Consider the following 20,039-nt stretch of genomic DNA (forward strand, 5'->3'; position numbering starts at 1 on the left):
CGGTTGTACGACCATGCCGTACGGATCGGTCGCCGTCGGCCATCTGCGGCCCGCCCGAGGTGAGTTGAGTGCGGTGGGGTCGAGGGCGGTGGAGTCGGAGGAGTAAGAGCGGCGCGTGGGGCTCCGGCGTGGTCGATCCGGTATCGGCGCAGTACGACCGGATCGAAGCCGCCGGAGCCGTGCCCCGCACCCGCCCGGCCGGTGTCCCGGTCGGACGTGCTCCCCGCTGGTGTGGGTGTCCTTGCCGGCCCGTCCCTCGCCGGCCCGTCCCTTGCTGTGTTGGCCCCTTGCCGGGGCTGTCCGCGGGTGGGTCAGGAAGTGATGCCGAGCTCCCGCGCAATCAGCATGCGCTGGACCTCGGAGGTCCCCTCGCCGATTTCGAGGATCTTGCAGTCGCGCCAGAAGCGGGCGACCGGGAATTCGTTCATGAAGCCGTATCCGCCGTGGATCTGGGTGGCCTCACGGGCGTTGTCGACGGCGGCCTCGGAGGAGTACAGCTTGGCGATCGCGGCCTCCTTCTTGAACGGTTCGGAGTGCACCAGCCGGGAGGCGGCGTCCCGCCAGGCCAGGCGGGCGGTGTGGGCGCGCATCTCCATGTCGGCGAGCTTGAACTGGATGACCTGGTTGGCACCGATGGGCCGGCCGAAGGCCCGTCGGGTGCTGGCGTAGGTGAGCGACTGGTCGACGCACCCCTGGGCCAGGCCGGTGGCCAGGGCTGCGATGGCGATGCGGCCCTCGTCGAGGATCCGCAGGAACTGGGCGTAGCCGCGGCCGCGCTCGCCCAGCAGGTTGGCCGCGGGAACGCGGCAGTCGGTGAAGGACAGTTCGCGGGTGTCGGATGCGTTCCATCCGACCTTGGAGTACTTCTTCGATACCTGGAAGCCCGGGGTCCCGGTGGGCACGATGATGGAGGAGATCTCGCGCTGCGGCGAGAGAATTTCGCCCTCTTCACTCGAACGAGCGATCGGTTCGGTCAGCGCGGTTACCGTGACCAGACCCGTGATCTCCGTACCGGAGTTGGTGATGAAGCACTTGGTGCCGTTGATCACCCACTCGTCGGTGGCCTCGTCGTAGCGGGCCGTGGTGCGGGTGGCGCCCGCGTCGGAGCCGCCCTCGGGCTCGGTCAGGCCGAAGGCCCCGAGCAGCTCGCCGGAGGTCAGCCGGGGGAGCCACTCCCGCTTCTGCTCCTCCGTGCCGAACCGGTAGATCGGCATCGCGCCCAGCGAGACGGCTGCCTCCAGCGTGATCGCCACCGAGGAGTCCACCCGGGCGAGCTCCTCGAGGACGAGGCCGAGCGCGAGGTAGTCCCCGCCCATGCCGCCGTACTCCTCGGGGAAGGGCAGGCCGAAGAGCCCCATCTGGCCCATCTCCCGGACGATCTCGTACGGGAACTCCTCCTGCTCGTAGAACTCCCCGATCTTCGGGGCGATCACGTCCTGGGCGAACTCGGCCACGGTGCGGCGCAGTTCTTCGTACTCGGAATTCAGCCGGTGGTCGAGCATGGTGGTCCTCCTGAGACCCGGGCAAGGTGGCCGCGGGTGTGGGTGGGAGTGCCCCGCCGATCTGATGGTGCGACCGGTGGGGGGTGGGGTTGAGTGCGGGCTCCGGGTCAGCCCTGATCGCCGAGCAGGGCCTGAACGGCGCGGGACGGGCTGGGACGGCCGAGCTTGCGCGCCATCCAGGCGCTGGTCCCGACCAGGGCCCGCAGATCGACTCCGGTCCTGATGCCGAGGCCGTGCAGCATCCAGACCAGGTCCTCGGTGGCGAGGTTGCCGGTGGCGCTCTTCGCGTAGGGGCAGCCGCCGAGGCCGCCCGCCGAGGCGTCCACGACGGTGATCCCGCTGCGCAGCGCGGCCAGTGTGTTGCTGAGGGCCTGCCCGTAGGTGTCGTGGAAGTGCACCGCGAGCCGCTCCACCGGCACGCCGGCGCGGACGAAGCCGTCGAGCAGGGCGGTGACCTGGCCGGGGGTGGCCACGCCGATGGTGTCGCCGAGGCTGAGCTCGGTGCAGCCCATCTCCAGCAGCCGCACGCCGAAGCCGATCACCTGGGCGGGCGGTACGGGCCCCTCCCAGGGGTCACCGAAGCACATCGACAGGTACCCGCGGGCCGGTACCCCGGCCGCGGTGGCGCGCTGTACGACCGGCTGGAACATCGCCATCGCCTCGTCCGCGGAGCGGTTGAGGTTGCGCCGGGCGAAGGTCTCGGTGGCGCTGGCGAACACCGCCACGTCGGTGACGTGGTGGGCCAGCGCCCGGTCGAGCCCCCGCTCGTTGGGGACCAGCACGGGCAGCCGCAGGCCGGGGTACTCGGCGGGGAGCCCGGCCAGCTTCGGTACCAGGTCCTCCGCGTCGGCCAGCTGCGGTACCCACTTGGGGTGGACGAAGCTGGTGGCCTCGACGGTGCGCAGACCGGCGGCGGCCAGCCGGCCGATGAACTCGGCCTTCACCTCGACCGGGACGAGGGCGCTCTCGTTCTGCAGGCCGTCCCGCGGGCCGACCTCGTGGATGCGGACCTCGGCGGGCAGGCCGGGGGCCCGGACGGGGGCGGGCAGGCCGAGTTCGAGCGTGTCGGGCTCGCGGGGCGGCGCGAGGTGCTGCTCGGGGGCGCTCATGACGCCACCCCGGCGCTCAGCTCGGAGGGTGCGCCCGCCGGGTCGGTACCGGCCGCCTCCTCGGCGGGGGTGACCACCACGAGCAGCTCCTCCATGGCCACCGTGGCTCCGGTGGTGGCGCGCAGCTCGCTCACGGTCCCGTCGTGGGGGGCCGAGATCACGTGTTCCATCTTCATGGCCTCCAGGACGAGCAGGGCCTGGCCACGGCTGACCTGCTCGCCGACCGTGGTCTTGACGACGGTGACGGTGCCGGGCATCGGGGCGGTCAGCGCGCCGTGGTGGGCGGCGCCGGCCGAGGCCCGGTCGCCGACCGGGTCGTACGCGTGCACGGCCCAGGCGTCGCCATCGATACCCAGCCAGGTCACCGGGCCGCCGGCCGCCGCCGCGGGTGCGTTGTCGGTGGTGTGTGCAAAGGTCGTCTGCAGACCGTCGAGGGTGAGGTGCAGCCGCTCCCCGGCCCGCACCACGCGGGCCGCCAGGATCGGGCCGTCGTCGAGTCGGACCTGCAGGTCGGGTGCGGTGACTGAAGGATTGTCAGTGGCCTCGGCTACGGTGCCCGCACTGGCAGGTCGTACGTACACCGAGACCGGGTCATGGCCGGGGATGCGGAGTCGGTGGGCGGTCCAGGCGCTCTGGCCGCCGAGCCGCCAGCCGGACGGGAGGGAGAACGGATCGGTCCAGCCTTCGGCGGAGGCCGTCGGGGCGAGGTCGAGCTGCCGCGTCAGCGCGGCGGCGTAGTAGAGGAGGTGTGCCGGTGCCGCAGCGGGACCAGCGGTTTCCGTCGGGGCAGTCGAGGCATCGGGCTCGGCCGGGGCGCCGAGATCCGTGGGCCCGGTGAGGCCGGCGGGGGAGTAGGGCGAGGCCAGCAGGGCCGGGTGCTGCTGGGCGGTCTGCTCGACCAGTCCGGTGTCGAGGTCGCCGGCGACGACGTCGGGGTGGGCGAGGAGTCTCCGCAGGAAGCCGGCGTTGGTGGTCACCCCCAGGATCCGGGTGTCCGCCAGGGCGGCGCGGAGCCGGCGCAGCGCGGTCGGTCGGTCGGGCCCGTACGCGATGATCTTGGACAGCATGGGGTCGTACATGCTGGTCACGATGGTGCCGGCGGTGACGCCGGAGTCCACCCGGATTCCCTCACCGTGTGGTTCGTCCAGGCGCAGGATGCGGCCGCCGGTGGGCAGGAAGTCCCGTTCCGGGTCCTCGGCGCAGATCCGGGCCTCGATGGCGTGGCCCTGGAAGGAGATGTGGGGCTGGGCGAACGGGAGAGTCTCGCCGGCGGCGATCCGTACCTGCCACTCGACCAGGTCGAGCCGCTGCGGGTACGCGGCGTCCGGGAGATCCACGGCGATCGCGAGCTCCGTCACCGGGTGCTCCACCTGGAGGCGGGTGTTCATCTCCATGAAGAAGAAGTCCAGGACGCCCTCGGGCGGGGCGGGAGCGGCCGGGTCGATGCCGGGGACGATGAACTCCACGGTGCCGGCTCCGGTGTAACCGCAGGCCTCGGCCGCCCGGACGGCGGCTGCGCCCATGGCGGCGCGGGTCTCGGCATTGAGCAGAACGGAGGGTGCCTCTTCGATCAGCTTCTGATGGCGGCGCTGCAGGCTGCATTCGCGCTCGCCGAGGTGAACGGTGGTGCCGTTGGCGTCGGCCAGCACCTGGACCTCGATGTGGCGCGGCCGGTCGATCCAGCGCTCCAGCAGCAGGGTGTCGTCGCCGAACGCGGTCCTGGCCATCCGGCGGGCGGCGGCGAGCTCCGCGGGCAGGTCGGCCGGGTCACGGACCAGGCGCATGCCCTTGCCACCGCCACCGGCGGACGGCTTGAGCAGGACGGGATAGCCGATCCCCTCCGCGGCCTGGGTCAGCTCCTCGTCGGTGGGCGCGGTGCCCTGGCTTCCGGGTACCACCGGCACGCCGGCGGCGCGTACGGCGGCCTTGGCGTTGATCTTGTCGCCCATCAGCTCGACCGCAGTGGGAGGAGGTCCGATGAAGGCGATGCCGGCGTCGGCGCAGGCGCGGGCGAAGGAGGCGTTCTCCGCGAGGAAGCCGTAGCCGGGGTGGACGGCCTGGGCGCCGGTACGGCGGGCCGCCGCGAGGATCTGGTCGGTCCGCAGGTAGGTCTCGGCCGCAGAGCTGTCACTGCGGTCGGCGGGGCCGAGCCGTACCGCGACATCCGCCTCGCGGACGTGGGGCGCGTCGGCGTCGGCATCGCTGAACACGGCGACCGAGCGCACGCCGAGCCGCCGCAGGGTGCGGATGACCCGGACGGCGATCTCGCCACGATTGGCGACCAGAACTGTGTCGAACATGGGAGGCGTTCCTCCGGGTCGAGGGGAGCCGTGCAAGAGAGGATGAGAGCGAGCGGAGCGGGCCTGCCACGGGACGAGGCCTTCGGCCCGCCGGCTGGCCGGTCAACCGGTCAGCCGAGCCCCGACCAGCCGAGGCGTCGGACGTCGGTCCGGCGTCGGGCGGGTGTCCGGGCAGGTGCTCGGCCGGGAGCCGGTCAACCGGGCAGCCACGACGGCCGCCCGGCCCGGCCGGGCTCACATCCGGAAGACGCCGTACGGGCCGGGCACCGGGAGCGGGGCGTTGGAGCAGGCGGTCAGCGCGAGGCCGAGCACGGTCCGGGTGTCCATCGGGTCGATGACCCCGTCGTCCCAGAGCCGGGCGCTGGCGTAGTACGCGTTGCCCTGCCGCTCGTACTGTTCCCGTACGGGCCGCTTGAACTCGTCCTCGGCCTCGGCCGGCCAGGACTCGCCGCCCTGCGCCTCGATCTGGTCGCGTCGGACGGTGGCGAGTACCGAGGCGGCCTGCTCACCGCCCATCACCGAGATCTTGGCCCCGGGCCACATCCACAGGAAGCGAGGTGAGTACGCCCGGCCGCACATCGAGTAGTTGCCGGCTCCGTACGAGCCGCCGATCACCACCGTCAGCTTCGGGACGCGGGTGCAGGCGACGGCGTTGACCATCTTGGCGCCGTGCTTGGCGATGCCGCCCGCCTCGTACTGCCGGCCGACCATGAAGCCGGTGATGTTCTGCAGGAAGAGGAGGGGGATGCCGCGCTGGTCGCACAGTTCGATGAAGTGGGCGCCCTTGAGGGCGGACTCGGAGAACAGCACGCCGTTGTTGGCGACGATGCCGACGGGGTGGCCGTGGATCCGGGCGAAGCCCGTCACCAGGGTGGCGCCGTACTCGGCCTTGAACTCGGCGAAGCGGCTGCCGTCGACCAGCCGGGCGATCACCTCGCGGACGTCGTACGGCGTGCGCGGGTCGACCGGCACGGCTCCGTACAGTCCGGTGGGGTCCACGGCGGGCGGCTCGGCCGGGGTGAGGGGCCACGGCTTGTCCGCACGCGGGCCGAGGCCGGCCACGATCGTCCGGACGATGGACAGCGCGTGGGCGTCGTCCTCGGCCAGGTGGTCCGTCACGCCCGAGGTCCGGGTGTGCAGCTCACCGCCGCCGAGCTCCTCGGCGGTGACCACCTCGCCGGTCGCCGCCTTCACCAGCGGCGGGCCGCCGAGGAAGATCGTGCCCTGGTTGCGGACGATCACGGCCTGGTCGCTCATGGCCGGTACGTACGCACCGCCGGCGGTGCAGGAGCCCAGGACCGCGGCGATCTGCGGGATGCCCGCGGCCGAGAGACGGGCCTGGTTGTAGAAGATCCGGCCGAAGTGGTCGCGGTCCGGGAAGACCTCGTCCTGCATCGGGAGGAACGCGCCGCCGGAGTCGACCAGGTAGATGCAGGGGAGCCGGTTCTCCAGCGCCACCTCCTGGGCGCGCAGGTGCTTCTTCACCGTCATCGGGTAGTAGGTGCCGCCCTTGACGGTGGCGTCGTTGGCGACCACGACGACCTCGCGTCCGGCGACGCGGCCGATGCCGGCGATGACGCCGGCGGCCGGCGCTGCCCCGTCGTACATCCCGTCGGCGGCCAGCGGGGCCAGCTCCAGGAAGGGTGAGCCCGGGTCCAGCAGGGTGTCCACGCGGTCGCGCGGGAGCAGCTTGCCTCGGGAGGTGTGGCGGGCCCGCGCCTTCGCCCCGCCGCCGAGTGCGGCCGTCGCGAGCTTGTCGCGCAGCTCGGCCACCAGTGCCTGATGAGCAGCGGTGTTCGACCGGTAGGCGTCCGATCCGGGATCGACCGCCGTCCCGAGCCGGGGTGCCGGAGCGGCTGCGGCGGGGGCCGCGGCGCCGCGCCCGGCGGGCGGGCCGCCCGCGGTGGCGAGCGGGGTACCGGCGGGCACGCCGGCGGTGGTGAGGAACATCCCAAGAGCTCCCTTGCCCTCGGAACCAGGTGACAGCAGGGCGGGATGAGCCCGCGGCCCCAAGTTAATGAGCGTTAACTCCTGCCGTCAGGTTAACGCTCGATAACCCGACTGTCTACGATGGGCAGCATGTCGAACGCCCCAGCCGCCCCCGCGCTCCCACGTCGCGACCAGATCCGCAGGGAGGCTGCCAGGCTGTTCGCCGCCCGGGGCTTCCTGGGCGTCGGCGTGGACGAGATCGGCAAGGCGGTCGGCATCAGCGGGCCCGGGCTCTACCGGCACTTCGCCGGCAAGGACGCGATGCTCGCGGACCTGCTGATCGGCATCAGCGAGCGGCTCCTCCAGGAGGGCCGCCGGCGCGTCGGCGCCGGTGGCGACGGCCGGATGCCCGGCGCGGGGCAGAGCGACGGAGCGACAGTGGGCGCCGACCTGATGGCGCTGGCCGACACCGCTGACACCGCTGACCCCGCAGGTGCGACGGGTGCGACGGGTGCGATGGGTGTGGCGGGCGCTGCGGGTGCGGCTGCCGTGCTGGACTCCCTGATCAGCGGCCATGTGGACTTCGCCCTCGACGACCGCGACCTGATCACCCTGCACGACCGCGAGCTGCTCCACCTCAAGGAGGAGGACCGTCGGCGGGTGCGCCGGTTGCAGCGCGGCTACCTCGAACTCTGGGTGGACGTCGTCCGCCAGGCCTTCCCGCCGCTGGCCGAACCCGACGCCGAGCCGGTGGCCCGGGCCGCCGTGCACGCGGTGTTCGGCCTGCTCAACTCGACCCCGCACAGCCTGGGCCCGCACGTCGCACAGGGTGAACGGCCCGGCCTGTCGCGCGACAGCATGGCGGCACTGCTGCACAGCCTCGCCCACGGAGCGTTCGTGGCCGCTGCCGAATCGGCGGGGCGGGCCGCGGCCGCCTGAATCACACCGGGCTGAGCCGGTACCACGGGATTGACCTCGTGGGACCAGCCCCGTGGGACCGGCCCCCGGCTACCAGTCCCGTGGGACCGGGCCTGGCGGCCGGGGGCGGATGGCCTAGGACCAAAGGGGGTGGGCGGGTGCCTCTCCCGACGGGTGTGCGTTTCGGCGTTCATCGTTCACGCTGGTAGCAGATGGGCCGACAGGGCAGGCGCGAGGAATCAGCTCGGGCGAGCGACTGTTGGCCCCTCCGTCGGTCCTGCCGGATCGCATGGACGGCCACGTGACGGAATGGTTAGTATCCCTAAATATGCCTGAGACTCACGGATCCACTGCGGAGCTGTCCCGAGGCGGTAACACCCAGGACAGCGGTACCGGGCAGCACGACGCCGATCGCGGTGCCGCCCGGGCGGGCGGCGTACGCCGCGGCGGCTCCCGCAGACAGGCCGACCCAGCGGGGTCGGCCGGACCGGCCGGAACCTCGGAGGTCTCCGGACCGGAGAGTTCCGGCTGGCTGCGCAGGCTGGTCGGCTACTGCTGGCGCTATCGCCGCAACGTGCTGCTGTCCTTCGGGGCCTCGCTCGTCGGTATGACCATCACCGCCCTGGTCCCGCTGGTCACCAAGCTGATCATCGACGACGTCATCACCGCCCACGACCGCTCGCTGGCACCCTGGGCCGCCGTGCTGCTCCTCGCCGCCCTGCTGGTCTTCGGCTGCACCCAGGTCCGCCGCTACTACGGCGGCCAACTCGCCCTCGACGTGCAGCACGACCTGCGCAGCGACCTGTTCCGTTCGCTCGGCCGCCTCGACGGCCATCGCCAGGACCGCCTCGACACCGGCCAGGTGGTCGGCCGGGCCACCTCCGACCTGCAGTTGATCAACGGACTGCTGTCGATGCTGCCCATGATGACCGGCTACCTGCTGATGTTCGTCATGTCCCTCGCGGTCATGCTCTGGCTGTCGCTGCCGCTGACCCTGATCGCGCTGGTGATGGGGCCGGCGCTGTGGTGGGTCTCGCTGCTCAGCCGCAAGCGGCTGTTCCCGGCGACCTGGGCGGCCCAGCAGGAGGCCGCGGCCGTTGCCGGCGTGGTCGACGAGGCCGTCGGCGGCGTCCGGGTGGTGAAGGGCTTCGGCCAGGAGAGCCAGGAGCTGGGCAAGCTGGAGGCCGCGTCGCGCGATCTGTATGCGGCCCGGCTGCGCTCGATCCGGCTGAACAGCCGCTACAACCCCGCCATGCAGGCGATACCCGCGCTCGCGCAGGTCGCCGTGCTGGCGTTCGGCGGCTGGCTGGCGGTCGAGGGCCAGGTGACCCTCGGTACCTTCGTGGCGTTCTCGACCTACGTGGCGCAGATGACCGGCCCGGTCCGGATGCTCACCATGGTCATCACGGTCGGCCAGCAGGCCAGGGCCGGCGTGGAGCGGGTCCTTCAGCTGATCGACGAGCGCCCGCTCGTCCAGGAGCGCCCCGGCGCGGTGACCCTCGACCTGACCGATCCGGCGCCTGGTCCGGCGCCTGGTCCGACGGCCGCACCCGCACCCGCGACCACAACTGCACCCGCGATCGCGACCGACCACACCACCGCGCCCGCCGCCGCAGGCGCCAGCGCCTCCGTACCGGCGCTGGAGTTCGACCAGGTCGACTTCCGGTACGACCCCGAGCACCCCACGCCCGTCCTGCACCGCCTCACCCTGCGGCTCGCACCGGGCGAGACCCTGGCGCTGGTGGGATCGTCCGGTTCCGGCAAATCCACGGTCGCGCAGCTCGTGCCCAGGTTCTACGACCCGACAGCGGGAGCCGTCCGGCTGTACGGGCACGACCTGCGCGACCTGACCCTCAACTCGGTCCGGGCCGCCGTCGGCATCGTTCCCGAGGAGAGCTTCCTGTTCTCCGAGACGGTCCGCACCAACATCGCGTACGGGCGGCCGGGCGCCACCGACGAGCAGGTCGTGGCCGCGGCCCGGGCCGCGCAGGCGGAGGAGTTCATCCGGGAGCTCCCGGCCGGCTACGAGACCAAGGTCGGAGAGCAGGGCCTGACGCTCTCCGGCGGCCAGCGGCAGCGGATCGCGCTCGCCCGGGCCATCCTGACCGACCCCCGGATCCTGCTCCTCGACGACGCGACCTCCGCGGTGGACCCGCAGGTCGAGGCGGAGATCCACGACGCGCTGCGGTCTGTGATGGCCGGGCGGACCACGCTGCTCATCGCGCACCGCCGCTCCACGCTCCAGCTCGCCGACCGGATCGCGGTGCTGGACCACGGCCGGCTGATCGACGTGGGTACACACGAAGAGCTCGAAAGCCGGTGCCCCCGCTACCGCGCGCTGATCACCGACCCCGAGGCCGGGAAGCAGGCTGAGCCAGGCGTCGCCGCCATCACCGGGTTCGAGCCCGATCCGGAGGCACCGCAGCCGGAACCACCGCAGCCGGAACCACCGCAGATGGAAGCACAGCAGTCCGAAGCCGAAGCCGCGCCCCCCGCCGACGCGCCCCCCGCGGACACCACCCCCACCGGCGCGCCCGCCACCGCCACCGCCACCGCCACCGCCACCGCCCCCGCGCCCGCGCCCGAGGCGCAGCTCCCGTCGTCGGCGGCCACCAAAGCCCTCGCCAAGGCGGCCCGGACCGCCGGCCCGGACCTGCTCGCCAAGGTCGCCGCGCTCGCGCCGGCCACCGATACCCCCCGCGTCCCACTCGACGAGGCCCAGGCCGGCGACCCGGACTTCAGCCTCCGCCGGATGCTCTCGCCGTTCCGTCGTCCGCTCGCCCTCGCCCTGCTGCTGGTGGCGCTGGACGCCGCGGCCGGCCTGGTCCTGCCGATCCTGATCCGGCACGGCATCGACGACGGAGTCAGCAAGACGGCCATGGCGGGCGTGGCCACCGCCGCGCTCGCCGCGCTGGTGATCGTGGCCCTGGACTGGCTGGTGCAGGGAGCCGAGAACCGGGTCAGCGGCCGGACCGGTGAACGGGTGCTCTACACCCTGCGAATCAAGATCTTCGCCCACCTCAACCGGCTCGGACTGGACTACTACGAGCGCGAGCTCTCCGGCCGCATCCTCACCCGGATGACCACCGACCTCGACTCCCTCACGAGCTTCCTGCAAACCGGCGTCGTCACCGCCGTGGTCAGCCTGCTGACCTTCTTCGGGATCTTCGCCGCCCTGCTGATCATCGACCCGGGCCTGGCGCTGGTGGTCTTCGCCGTCCTGCCGCTGCTGGTCGCGGCGACGCTGGTGTTCCGCCGTAAGTCCACCGCCCAGTACGAGATCTCCCGGGACCTGATCAGCACCGTCAACGCCGATCTCCAGGAGAACGTGGCGGGCATGCGGATCGTCCAGGCGTTCCGCCGCCAGGACGCCAACACCTCCCGCTTCGTCGCCCGGGGCATCGCCTACCGGGACGCGCGGGTGCGCGCCCAGTTCTACATCTCGCTGTACTTCCCCTTCGTGCAGTTCCTCTCCAGCGTCGCGGCCGCCCTGGTCCTGATCGTGGGGGCCTCCCGGGTCGACTCGGGGAGCCTGACGGTCGGTGCGCTGGTCGCGTACCTGCTGTACATCGACCTGTTCTTCGCGCCGGTCAACCAGCTCTCGCAGGTCTTCGACGGCTACCAGCAGGCCGCGGTGGGCCTCGGCCGGATCCGGGAGCTGCTGCGGACACCCACCACGACCGCGATCGCCGCGCAGCCCGTACCCGTCGGCAAGCTGCGCGGGGAGATCGACTTCGAGGACGTCAGTTTCGCGTACAACGGTGGTGGGGACGGCAGCCCGGACGTGCTCTCCGGCATCGACCTGCGCATCCCGGCGGGGCAGACGGTCGCGCTGGTCGGTGAGACCGGTGCGGGCAAGTCGACCCTGGTCAAGCTGGTCGCCCGGTTCTACGACGCGACCGGCGGCACCGTCCGGGTGGACGGTGTCGACGTCACCGACTACGACCTCGCCGAGTACCGGCACCGGCTGGGCGTCGTCCCACAGGAGGCCTACCTCTTCGCCGGCACGATCCGCGAGGCCATCGCGTACGGGCGACCCGCGGCCTCCGCCGCCGAGGTGGAGGCGGCGGCCCGGGCGGTGGGCGCGCACGAGATGATCGTCCGGCTCCGGGGCGGCTACGACCACGAGGTCACCGGGCGCGGGCGGAACCTCTCGGCGGGGCAGCGCCAGCTGATCGCACTCGCCCGGGCCGAACTCGTCGATCCGGACGTGCTGCTGCTGGACGAGGCCACGGCGGCGCTCGACCTGGCGACGGAGGCGGCGGTCAACCACGCCGCCGACCGGCTCGCGGGCGGACGCACCACGCTGGTCATCGCCCACCGCCTCACCACCGCGGAGCGGGCCGACCGGGTCGTCGTTCTGGACCACGGGCGGGTCGTCGAGGACGGCACGCACGCGGAACTGCTCGCCCTGGACGGGACATACGCCAGGCTCTGGCGGGCGTTCATCGCGGACCGGCACCCCGGTGCTCCCGACGCGGATCCCACCGTGCTCGGGTCGGCTGCCCCGGCGCCGGTCGCCCGCTAGCCGGCCGCCCGAGCGTCGCGCAACCCTGGCCGATCGCTCCCGCCCCCTGCCGTGCCGGGCCGGGGGCGATCGGCCGTCCGCTCAGGCGGCGATCAGCGAGGTCAGCAGCGGGGCGGCGTCGATGCCGTGCGGGAGGTCGCTGACCTGGCCGTCGCCCACCTCCACGACCCGCCAGCCGCTGCCGTCCGTCCGCAGCGCCAGGTCCGTCGTCACGAAGCGGCAGCCCAGGGCCCGGACCAAGGGGCGGACCGCCGTCAGGTCGGGCTCGGGGCAGTGGCCGGGGGTGTCCGGGTGCGGGCCGCTCAGGACGGGCTCGCCGTCCAGCCACCACACCCGCGCCTCACCGGCCTGCCCCTCACCCGCGCCTGCGTTGCCACCCTGCGCCGTGCTGTCACGCTGCGCCCCGCTGTCAGGCTGCACCGAGCCGGACTCGCCGCCCAGCGGGCCCAGGTCGGCGCGAGCGAAGTCCTCGTACCGGCGCAGCACCACCCCGCCGCTCAGGAACTCGCCCTGAAGTTCGACGAAACGTGCCACCACCCGCTCCAGCGCGGGCAGGTCGGCGAGGTCCGGTACGAAGCACGCCTCGGCCCACTCGTGCTTGCGCGACTTGACGTAGTCCTTGACGATGGCCGGCCCCCGGCCCCCCAAGCGGCCGGCTGCCGCGGCGAGTTCTGCGCGGTCGGCCGGGGCGCCGGGAAGCCAGACGCTCGGTGGGGTCGCACCCTCGAACACCGGGTACCAGCCGGGGAGTTCGTGCGCCGAGGCGTAGCCTGCCGGGCTGGTGAGCAGGGTGCCTCCCCGTCGGGCCAGCGCCTCGGCGAACGCACTGTACGCGGCACTCGGGATCATCCAGCCGCGATACCAGAGCGGGCCCCTCCCCTCCGGCACCCGCCGGACCGCCTCGCCCATGTCCCCGGCCAGCAGCGCATCGTGGTCGACCAGGGCGTGGTCGCCGCCCAGCTCGCGCAGCAGACGGGCCTCCCACGCGAAGTGCGGGTCCGGTCGCCGGGCGTTCAACGGGTCGGAGGGGAACAGGATCGCCGGTACGCGCATGGGCCTCAGCGTACGGACTCGGCGGCGGCCGGTAGCGCGATTCGTGGCACCGGGACGGTCCACCGGGCGACGGGCGTGGTGGCGGACGCGGTGAGGGGCGTGGTGGCAGCGGCGTTGGCGGAGCAAAGCGTTCGACGGATCGCGGCGGCCTCTGCCAGGGTGGCCTGATGGGGAATCTGACACGGAAGTTGACCGGACGTCGCGAACGAACACCGCGGCGTGCGGCCCGGACCGTGGTGCTGGACCACGACGGCTCGGTCTTCCTGCTCCGATCCGACAACGTCGAGGTCGGGGTGCACTGGACGATGCCGGGCGGGGGGATCGAGTCCGGCGAGACGCCGATCGAGGGCGCCCGCCGGGAGCTGTGGGAGGAAACCGGCTGGACCGACCTCGAACCCGGGCCGCTGCTCTGCACCTGGGAGCACGACTTCACCTGGCACGGCATCCCGGTCCGCCAGCACGAGCACATCTACCTGACCCGCGGGCCGCACCGCGGCCCGGTGGGCGACGTCAGCGCGGTGCACGCCGCCGACAAGATCCTCGGCTGGCGCTGGTGGACGGTGGCCGACCTCGCCGAGGAGAACGCGGACGCGCTCTGGCCGCCCCTCCTGCCGGAGCTTCTCGCGGCCGTCCGCGAGACCTGGGCGGTCGGCGACGCGGCGATCACGCCCCGAAACCTGGGTTACGTTCCCAACGCGCCCCGCACCTGAGTCCGAGGCTGCCGCTCTCGGCTCGGCGAGGCACAAGCCACCCCTCGTGCCGGCCGCGTCAGAAGAAGTCCAGGACTTCCGTCAGGGAGGTGAGGGACGGCACGTCCGGGACGGCCGAGTCTCGGCACAGCGCGCGTCCTGCATAGCCGAGTCGGATCGCCGCGGCGACCAGCTCCGGATCGTCGTCGACGAACAGGCACTCTGCCGGAGCGAGGTCCAGCGCGTCGCTGGCGTGGTGGTACATGTGCGGGTCCGGCTTGGTGCAGCCGAGGACGGCGGAGATCGCATACGCCTCGAAGAACCGGTCGATCCCGAGCCCGGCGTGGAGGGCGGGCAGATTGGGCCAGGCATCCGACACCACGGCCATCCGCACTCCCCGACGGCTCAGCTCCTCCAGGGTCTCCTCGACGTCCGGGTACGTCTCCAGCAACAGGGACGGGGGGACTTCGCGGCGCAGGTCAGCGAGGAGTCGCGAGGTCGGGTCCACGCCGAGGTGGTGGAGCATCACCCGGTGGTAGTCGTCGTGGTCGGGCGTTGACGACGAGGCGGCGAAGAAGTGGTCTCCCGAGGTGATGGCCGCCGCGAACTGTTCCGGTGTGATCGAGGGGGCGTGGGCGAGGACGGTCTGCTCGAAGTCCGCTCGCGGGTTCCAACGGCCGCCGATCGGCTGCATCAGGACGCCGCCTGAGTCGAAGAGAACAGCGCGGAGATGCCCGGGAGAGCCCGGCGGTGTCGTCACCCGCCCAGTCTGGTGAACGCACGCCGACGGGTCGCCCCCCTCGAGCCGGCCAGACCGACATGACCGATTCACGTTCAGCAGTGTCCTGAACCGAGCGGTCGAACTCACCTGGCGAAGGGTCAAGATCGACTGGCCGCAGGACACCCGACCCCGGACCATGACCCGACCCCGGAACGTGACCGGCCGGGCCCGCGCCCCGGACCGTGGCCGGCTCAGCGCCCCGGGCGACGACCGGGCTCCGGCCGCGGGCTCATGCCCGGCCGCGCCGGGTGCCGCGCGGTCCGGTGCGTCCGGGCGCGCCGGTCCGCCAGCCCCGCAGGTCCAGCTCACGGTCGTGCATGGCTGCGGGGTTGATGAGCACCGACAGTTCGGTGCCGGGCAGGTCCTCGAACACGAGCCCCGTGGCCGCCAGCAGCTGGTCGGTCGGCACCGAGACCGCGATGGCCTCCCGCCAGGCGGGCAGGACCAACAGGCTGGTGCCGCGTCCGACCCGGACGAGCTGCGCCTCCACCCGGACGGGCAACTGCGGCTCGGCCCCGCTCGGGGGCTCGGGCAGGTTGGGGGTGCCGACGATCAGAATGCCCAGCGGGGTCTCGGACGCGGCGGTGTCCGGGGCGGCGGTCCCGTCGTCCGGGGCGGCGCTCGCCGAGGCGGGGACGTGCGCAGGGGAAGCGTCCGCTGGCGAGGTGCCCTCCACCGGGAGCGGTGACCGCGGCGCAGCCTCGGCCTGCACCCCGACGTGCGGGTGCATCCGGCTCAGCCGCCGCGCGGGCGATGGCCGCTTGACCCGCGTGGCGAGGACCAACTCCTCCCTGCTGCCGGGGAGCAGTGGAGCCGCCGGCGCGACCGGCGTGCCCTGAGCCCCGGCCTCCGCGGGTGACGGCCCCGGCCGCGCCGCGCTCTCCACGCGATCGAGGACGGTGCCCCAACGGTCATCCCCCTCCCCGGGCCCGGCGGAGTACCCACGGCCCACGACCTCCCAGCCTCCGGCCGGCTCCCGGCTTCCGTCCGACTCCCGAGCGCCGGCGGCAATGCCCGGGGCTGCGGTCAGATCCGTCCCGGCCAGGGCGAGCAGCGCTCTGGTCTCGGCTACGGACCGTCGGCAGGCGCTCGCCATCTCACCGACCGGCGCACCCCGTTCGTAGGCGGCGCGCAGACGCAGCGCCAAGCCCGCCTGGAGGTTGGCGGTCGTCACGGCACAGGGGGTGGTCGCCGTATCGCCGGTCGCCCGGGGACGGGGGAAGGACCTGTCGCCGATCGGCTCGGCGGCGGCGGCGGCGGCGCCCGCGACCGCGCAGAGCGGGGCGGGGGAGGGCGCGTACGCGGACCGTGCGGCCGCGGACTGACTGGGTTGCTCGGTCTGGTCGAGAGAGGTCATCGGCGGGGCCCTCCGGGGTGCGGTCCGGATGATCCTGCCGTACCCCGGGAGCAAGCTCCAAGAGGCCGTGCGCGGGGTGTGGGCGAGGACACCGCGCGTACCGCCCACCGGGTCACCGCCGAACTGCGCCAGGAGGCTTCGGGCAGCCGCGCGAACGGGTGACAAACCGTCTCAAACACTACCGAAGGCGTGAATCGCTCAGCAAGCGGCGCGCAGTTCGGACCAAGAGCCCCGAGGGGTGTGCCGGAAATCGACGGGCGCCGCAGCCCCGCCCCGCGTTACCCTCGACCGCATGAAGTGCCTCGCATGCCTGAGCTGGTGGCCGTCCTAGGACGGCCACCACTCACCCCAGCCATCACCAGGGCCGTCCGGATGGACGGCCCCGCCGCGCTTCTTCCCGCAGCCTCGGCCCCCTCCCCGGACGGCGACCACGCCACCGCAGGAGGGACCGTCATGACCACCCCAACGCCCATCACCACGTCGGCGCCCGCACCCACCGCAGGACTCGCGCCCACCGCCGATCCCACCCCGAGCACGCTGGACACCCCGGCCGCCGCCGGGCGCCGTGTCCTCACCGGCGACCGACCCACCGGCCGGCTCCACCTCGGTCACTACTTCGGCACCCTGCAGAACCGCGTCTGCCTCCAGCGGATGGGCGCCGAGCTGTTCGTCGTCGTCGCGGACTACCAGGTCATCACCGACCGCGACCTCGCCGACCGGCTCGCCGAGCACACCGAGGGCTTGGTACTCGACTACCTCGCCACCGGGATCGACCCCGACCGAGCCACGATCTTCGCGCACAGCGCCGTACCCGCCCTCAACCAGCTGATGCTGCCCTTCCTGAGCCTCGTCAGCGTCGCGGAACTCGGCCGCAACCCCACCGTGAAGGACGAGATCGCGCACTCCGGCCGGTCCGTGGTCAGCGGGCTGATGTTCACCTACCCCGTCCACCAGGCCGCCGACATCCTGTTCTGCAAGGCGGACCTGGTGCCCGTCGGCCGGGACCAGCTGCCGCACCTCGACGTCGCCCGCACCGTCGCCCGCCGATTCAACGAGCGCTACGGTGCCGGCATCTTCCCTCACCCCGAGGCCCTGCTCTCGGAGGCCCCACTGCTGCCGGGCACGGACGGGAAGAAGATGAGCAAGAGCCGCGGCAACGCCATCGCGCTCGCGGCAGACGAGGACGAGACCGCCCGGCTGATCCGCGGCGCCACCACCGACGCCGACCGCAGGATCGGCTACGACCCGGTGGCCCGTCCGGGTGTCGCGGGGCTGCTGCTGCTCGCCGCGCTCAGCCAGGGCCGCACTCCCGAGCAGGTCGCCGAGGAGATCGGCGACGGCGGAGCCGCGAAACTCAAGCGCGTCACCACCGAGGCCGTCAACGAGCACCTGCGCCCGATCCGGGCCCGCCGCGCAGAACTCGCCGCCGACCGGGCGCACCTGAGGGAGGTGCTCAACGTCGGCGCCGAGCGGGCGAATGCCGTGGCCGACGCCACCCTCGCGGAGGTCCGGAGGGCGATGGGATCGGCCTGACCCGGGGCGGGCATACCTTTGCCAGTCGAACATCTCTTCCTGGGGAGGACCCTGGCGATGCCTCAGCGCACACCCGAACCCGCACACCCGTCGGCAGAGCGGCCCGAGCTCGACGGACCCTCGACCGACAGACCGTCGAGCGACCCGACCGCCGCCCCGCTGCGAGGTCTGACCCGTCCGCCCCACCTCCGCCCAGGGGACCGCGTCGCCGTGGTCGCCCCCAGCAGCCCGATCGAGCCTGAGCGGCTGGCCGCCGGATGCGAGATCCTGCGCTCCTGGGGGCTGGAGGTGGAGGTCGCTCCCCACGTCCTCGCCACCCACCCCCGGCTCGGTCACCTGGCCGGTGACGACCAGGACCGGGCCGACGACCTCCAGCGGGCCTGGCTCGACCCCGCCGTCAACGCGGTCCTCTGCGCCCGGGGCGGCTACGGCGTCCACCGGATCATCGACCTGCTCGACTGGGACGCGATGCGCTCCGCCGCCCCCAAGCCGCTGGTCGGCTTCAGCGACGCCAGCTCGCTGCACGAGGCCTTCGCTCAGCGGCTCGGCGTCGCCACCCTGTACGGGCCGATGGGGGCGGCCGCGTCCTTTGTGTCGGACGGCCCGACCGCCGAGCACCTGCGTCGCACACTCTTCGAGCCGGCAACGACCACCGTCCTGACCTCGGCCACCGCCGCCGCCCTGCTACCCGGCCGGGCCCGCGGCATCACCGCCGGTGGCTGCGCCGCGGTCCTGGCAGCCGAGCGGGGTATACCCGGAGCGCGTCCCTCCTTCGCCGGCGCGATCCTGTTGCTGGAGGACGTCAACGAGCAGCCGTACCAGCTCGACCGGATCCTCACCCAGCTGCTGCGCTCCGGCGCCCTGGACGGGGTGGCCGGTGTGGCGCTCGGCTCCTGGGAGGGCTGCGGGCGGCCCGAGGGGGTCCGGGAGGTGATGCTCGACCGCCTGGGACCGCTCGGGGTGCCGGTGTTGTGGGAGCTCGGCTTCGGTCACTGCCCCTCCACCCTCACCGTCCCGCTCGGCGTGCCCGCCGTGCTGGACGCGGATGCCGGCACGCTCACCCTGGAGCTGCCCGCGCTCGCCGAGCGGCGCGCCACCTCGGGCGTGCGGCCCTGAGTAGGGTGCGCGCATGCAGAAGGAAGAGGCGGTACCGCCGGCCGGCGCCCACGGAACGCCCGACGCCGGCCGTGCCGAGCTGTTCACGGCGGAGGATCTGACGGCGCTGGCGCTCGGCCTCCTGCGCGGCCGGGCCGGTGGTGGCCGGGCCCTGCTGGGCCTGGCGGGTCCGCCCGGAGCCGGCAAGTCGACGCTGGCACGGCACCTGGTGGCCGAGGTCCAGCGGATCGAGGGCCCGGACAGCGCGGCGTACCTGCCGTTGGACGGCTTCCACCTGTCCGAGGCCCAGCTCGACCGCCTGGGCCTGCGCGCACGCAAGGGCTCCCCGGCCACCTTCGACGCCCGCGGGTACGTCGCCCTGCTGAGGAGGGCCGCCGAGGACCGCTTCCACGACATCTACGTGCCGGACTTCGACCGGGAGCTGGACGAACCGGTCGCCGCACGCCATGTCATCACGCCCCGGGCCCGCCTCGTCCTCACCGAGGGCAACTACCTCGCTTCCCCCGACGCCCCCTGGCCGGAGGCCCGCAGCCTGCTGCGCGAGCTCTGGTACGTCGACGCGGAGGACGGCGTACGCGAGGACCGCCTGGTGCGCCGTCAGCTGGCCGGCGGCCGGGACGAGGCAGCGGCCCGCCACTGGGTGGCCTCCAACGACCATCCCAACGGTGAGTACGTGAAGGCGGCCCGGGCCCGGTGCACCCGGACCGTCCGGGTGAGTGATTTGCCTCCGGGCCCGGATCGGCGTAGTGTTCCCTAGTCGCTCGGCAGGGAGCACCGGACACGCAGTCTTGCGCGGACGGTCCCGGGGCGGCCAATCCTTCAAAACACCCCTTCACTTCTCGGCATGAGTTTCGCCCTGGGTTTCCTTTGGCGTATTCGCGTGCGATTTGTTGGCGTGTTCGGGTTTAGGGATTGGGTCGGATTCGCTTTTCGGAGCGGGCCTCGGCTAAAGTTTGGGACGTCGGACAGGCCGTCAGGTCGGGCCCGGCAAAGCCTCCTGGGGCTGGGAAGCGCGAAAGACGGTCGGAGCGATCTGATAGAGTCTGGGAGCGCCGAAAGGCGGCAGGAAAGCGAGTCAGGGAAGCGAAACTCCGGGAAATCGGAGCGGAAAACATCTGGTAAGCTTGAAACACGAAAGAGCGAAGCGCCCGGAGAGTTCACGAGAGTGGCTCGAAGGAAGTGTCCGTTCCTTGAGAACTCAACAGCGTGCCAAAAGTCAACGCC

Annotated in this window: 13 protein-coding genes; 6 read left to right on the forward strand and 7 right to left on the reverse strand. The window is 72.7% G+C overall.

Annotated features, from left to right (window positions below; genetic code table 11):
- Positions 1-311: 311 nt before the first annotated feature.
- The 4 genes from ACIBH3_RS16760 to ACIBH3_RS16775 all read right to left on the reverse strand — a co-directional run bounded on the left by ACIBH3_RS16760 (position 312) and on the right by ACIBH3_RS16775 (position 6,861).
- Positions 312-1,502, reverse strand: coding sequence for an acyl-CoA dehydrogenase family protein (locus tag ACIBH3_RS16760; protein WP_396312701.1), 1,191 nt, complete (start codon positions 1,500-1,502; stop codon positions 312-314).
- Between the two features lie 107 nt (positions 1,503-1,609).
- A complete protein-coding gene (locus ACIBH3_RS16765; protein WP_396312702.1) occupies positions 1,610-2,611 on the reverse strand; it encodes a hydroxymethylglutaryl-CoA lyase in 1,002 nt (333 codons plus the stop codon).
- Entirely contained in the window at positions 2,608-4,911 is a 2,304-nt protein-coding gene (locus tag ACIBH3_RS16770; protein ID WP_396312703.1) for a biotin carboxylase N-terminal domain-containing protein, read from the reverse strand. The genes ACIBH3_RS16765 and ACIBH3_RS16770 overlap by 4 nt, the downstream gene beginning before the upstream one ends.
- Positions 4,912-5,145: 234 nt before the next feature.
- A complete protein-coding gene (locus ACIBH3_RS16775; RefSeq protein WP_396312704.1) occupies positions 5,146-6,861 on the reverse strand; it encodes a carboxyl transferase domain-containing protein in 1,716 nt (571 codons plus the stop codon).
- Between the two features lie 129 nt (positions 6,862-6,990).
- Between ACIBH3_RS16775 and ACIBH3_RS16780 the strand changes: the two genes are divergently transcribed.
- Both ACIBH3_RS16780 and ACIBH3_RS16785 read left to right on the forward strand, forming a co-directional pair.
- Positions 6,991-7,779: a TetR family transcriptional regulator gene (locus ACIBH3_RS16780; protein ID WP_396312705.1), complete on the forward strand. Its 789-nt coding sequence runs from the start codon at positions 6,991-6,993 to the stop codon at positions 7,777-7,779.
- Between the two features lie 307 nt (positions 7,780-8,086).
- Entirely contained in the window at positions 8,087-12,286 is a 4,200-nt protein-coding gene (locus ACIBH3_RS16785; protein WP_396312706.1) for an ABC transporter ATP-binding protein, read from the forward strand.
- An 81-nt stretch (positions 12,287-12,367) separates the two neighbouring features.
- Here ACIBH3_RS16785 and ACIBH3_RS16790 read toward each other — a convergent pair whose 3' ends face one another.
- Positions 12,368-13,339, reverse strand: a complete 972-nt coding sequence (locus ACIBH3_RS16790; RefSeq protein ID WP_396312707.1) for an ATP-grasp domain-containing protein — start codon at positions 13,337-13,339, stop codon at positions 12,368-12,370.
- Positions 13,340-13,506: 167 nt separating this feature from the next.
- Here ACIBH3_RS16790 and ACIBH3_RS16795 point away from each other — a divergent pair, with 167 nt between their 5' ends.
- Positions 13,507-14,049, forward strand: coding sequence for an NUDIX hydrolase (locus tag ACIBH3_RS16795; protein WP_396312708.1), 543 nt, complete (start codon positions 13,507-13,509; stop codon positions 14,047-14,049).
- Between the two features lie 58 nt (positions 14,050-14,107).
- Here ACIBH3_RS16795 and ACIBH3_RS16800 read toward each other — a convergent pair whose 3' ends face one another.
- Positions 14,108-14,788 (reverse strand): HAD family hydrolase, encoded by a 681-nt coding sequence (locus ACIBH3_RS16800; RefSeq protein WP_396312709.1) that lies wholly within the window; start codon positions 14,786-14,788, stop codon positions 14,108-14,110.
- A gap of 250 nt (positions 14,789-15,038) precedes the next feature.
- A complete protein-coding gene (locus ACIBH3_RS16805) occupies positions 15,039-16,166 on the reverse strand; it encodes a hypothetical protein (protein ID WP_396312710.1) in 1,128 nt (375 codons plus the stop codon).
- A gap of 453 nt (positions 16,167-16,619) precedes the next feature.
- On the opposite strand from ACIBH3_RS16805, the gene trpS reads away from it, so the two are divergent.
- From trpS to ACIBH3_RS16820, 3 genes are all read left to right on the forward strand, one after another.
- Positions 16,620-17,699 (forward strand): tryptophan--tRNA ligase, encoded by a 1,080-nt coding sequence (trpS, locus tag ACIBH3_RS16810; protein ID WP_396312711.1) that lies wholly within the window; start codon positions 16,620-16,622, stop codon positions 17,697-17,699.
- A gap of 210 nt (positions 17,700-17,909) precedes the next feature.
- Positions 17,910-18,815, forward strand: a complete 906-nt coding sequence (locus tag ACIBH3_RS16815; protein WP_396312712.1) for an LD-carboxypeptidase — start codon at positions 17,910-17,912, stop codon at positions 18,813-18,815.
- A gap of 13 nt (positions 18,816-18,828) precedes the next feature.
- Positions 18,829-19,572 carry a nucleoside/nucleotide kinase family protein gene (locus tag ACIBH3_RS16820; RefSeq protein WP_396312713.1) on the forward strand — a complete coding sequence of 248 codons (744 nt, stop codon included), beginning with the start codon at positions 18,829-18,831 and terminating at the stop codon, positions 19,570-19,572.
- Positions 19,573-20,039 lie beyond the last annotated feature (467 nt).

Source organism: Kitasatospora sp. NPDC050543 (assembly GCF_044457565.1).
In the GTDB taxonomy this organism is placed as follows: Bacteria; Actinomycetota; Actinomycetes; order Streptomycetales; family Streptomycetaceae; genus Kitasatospora.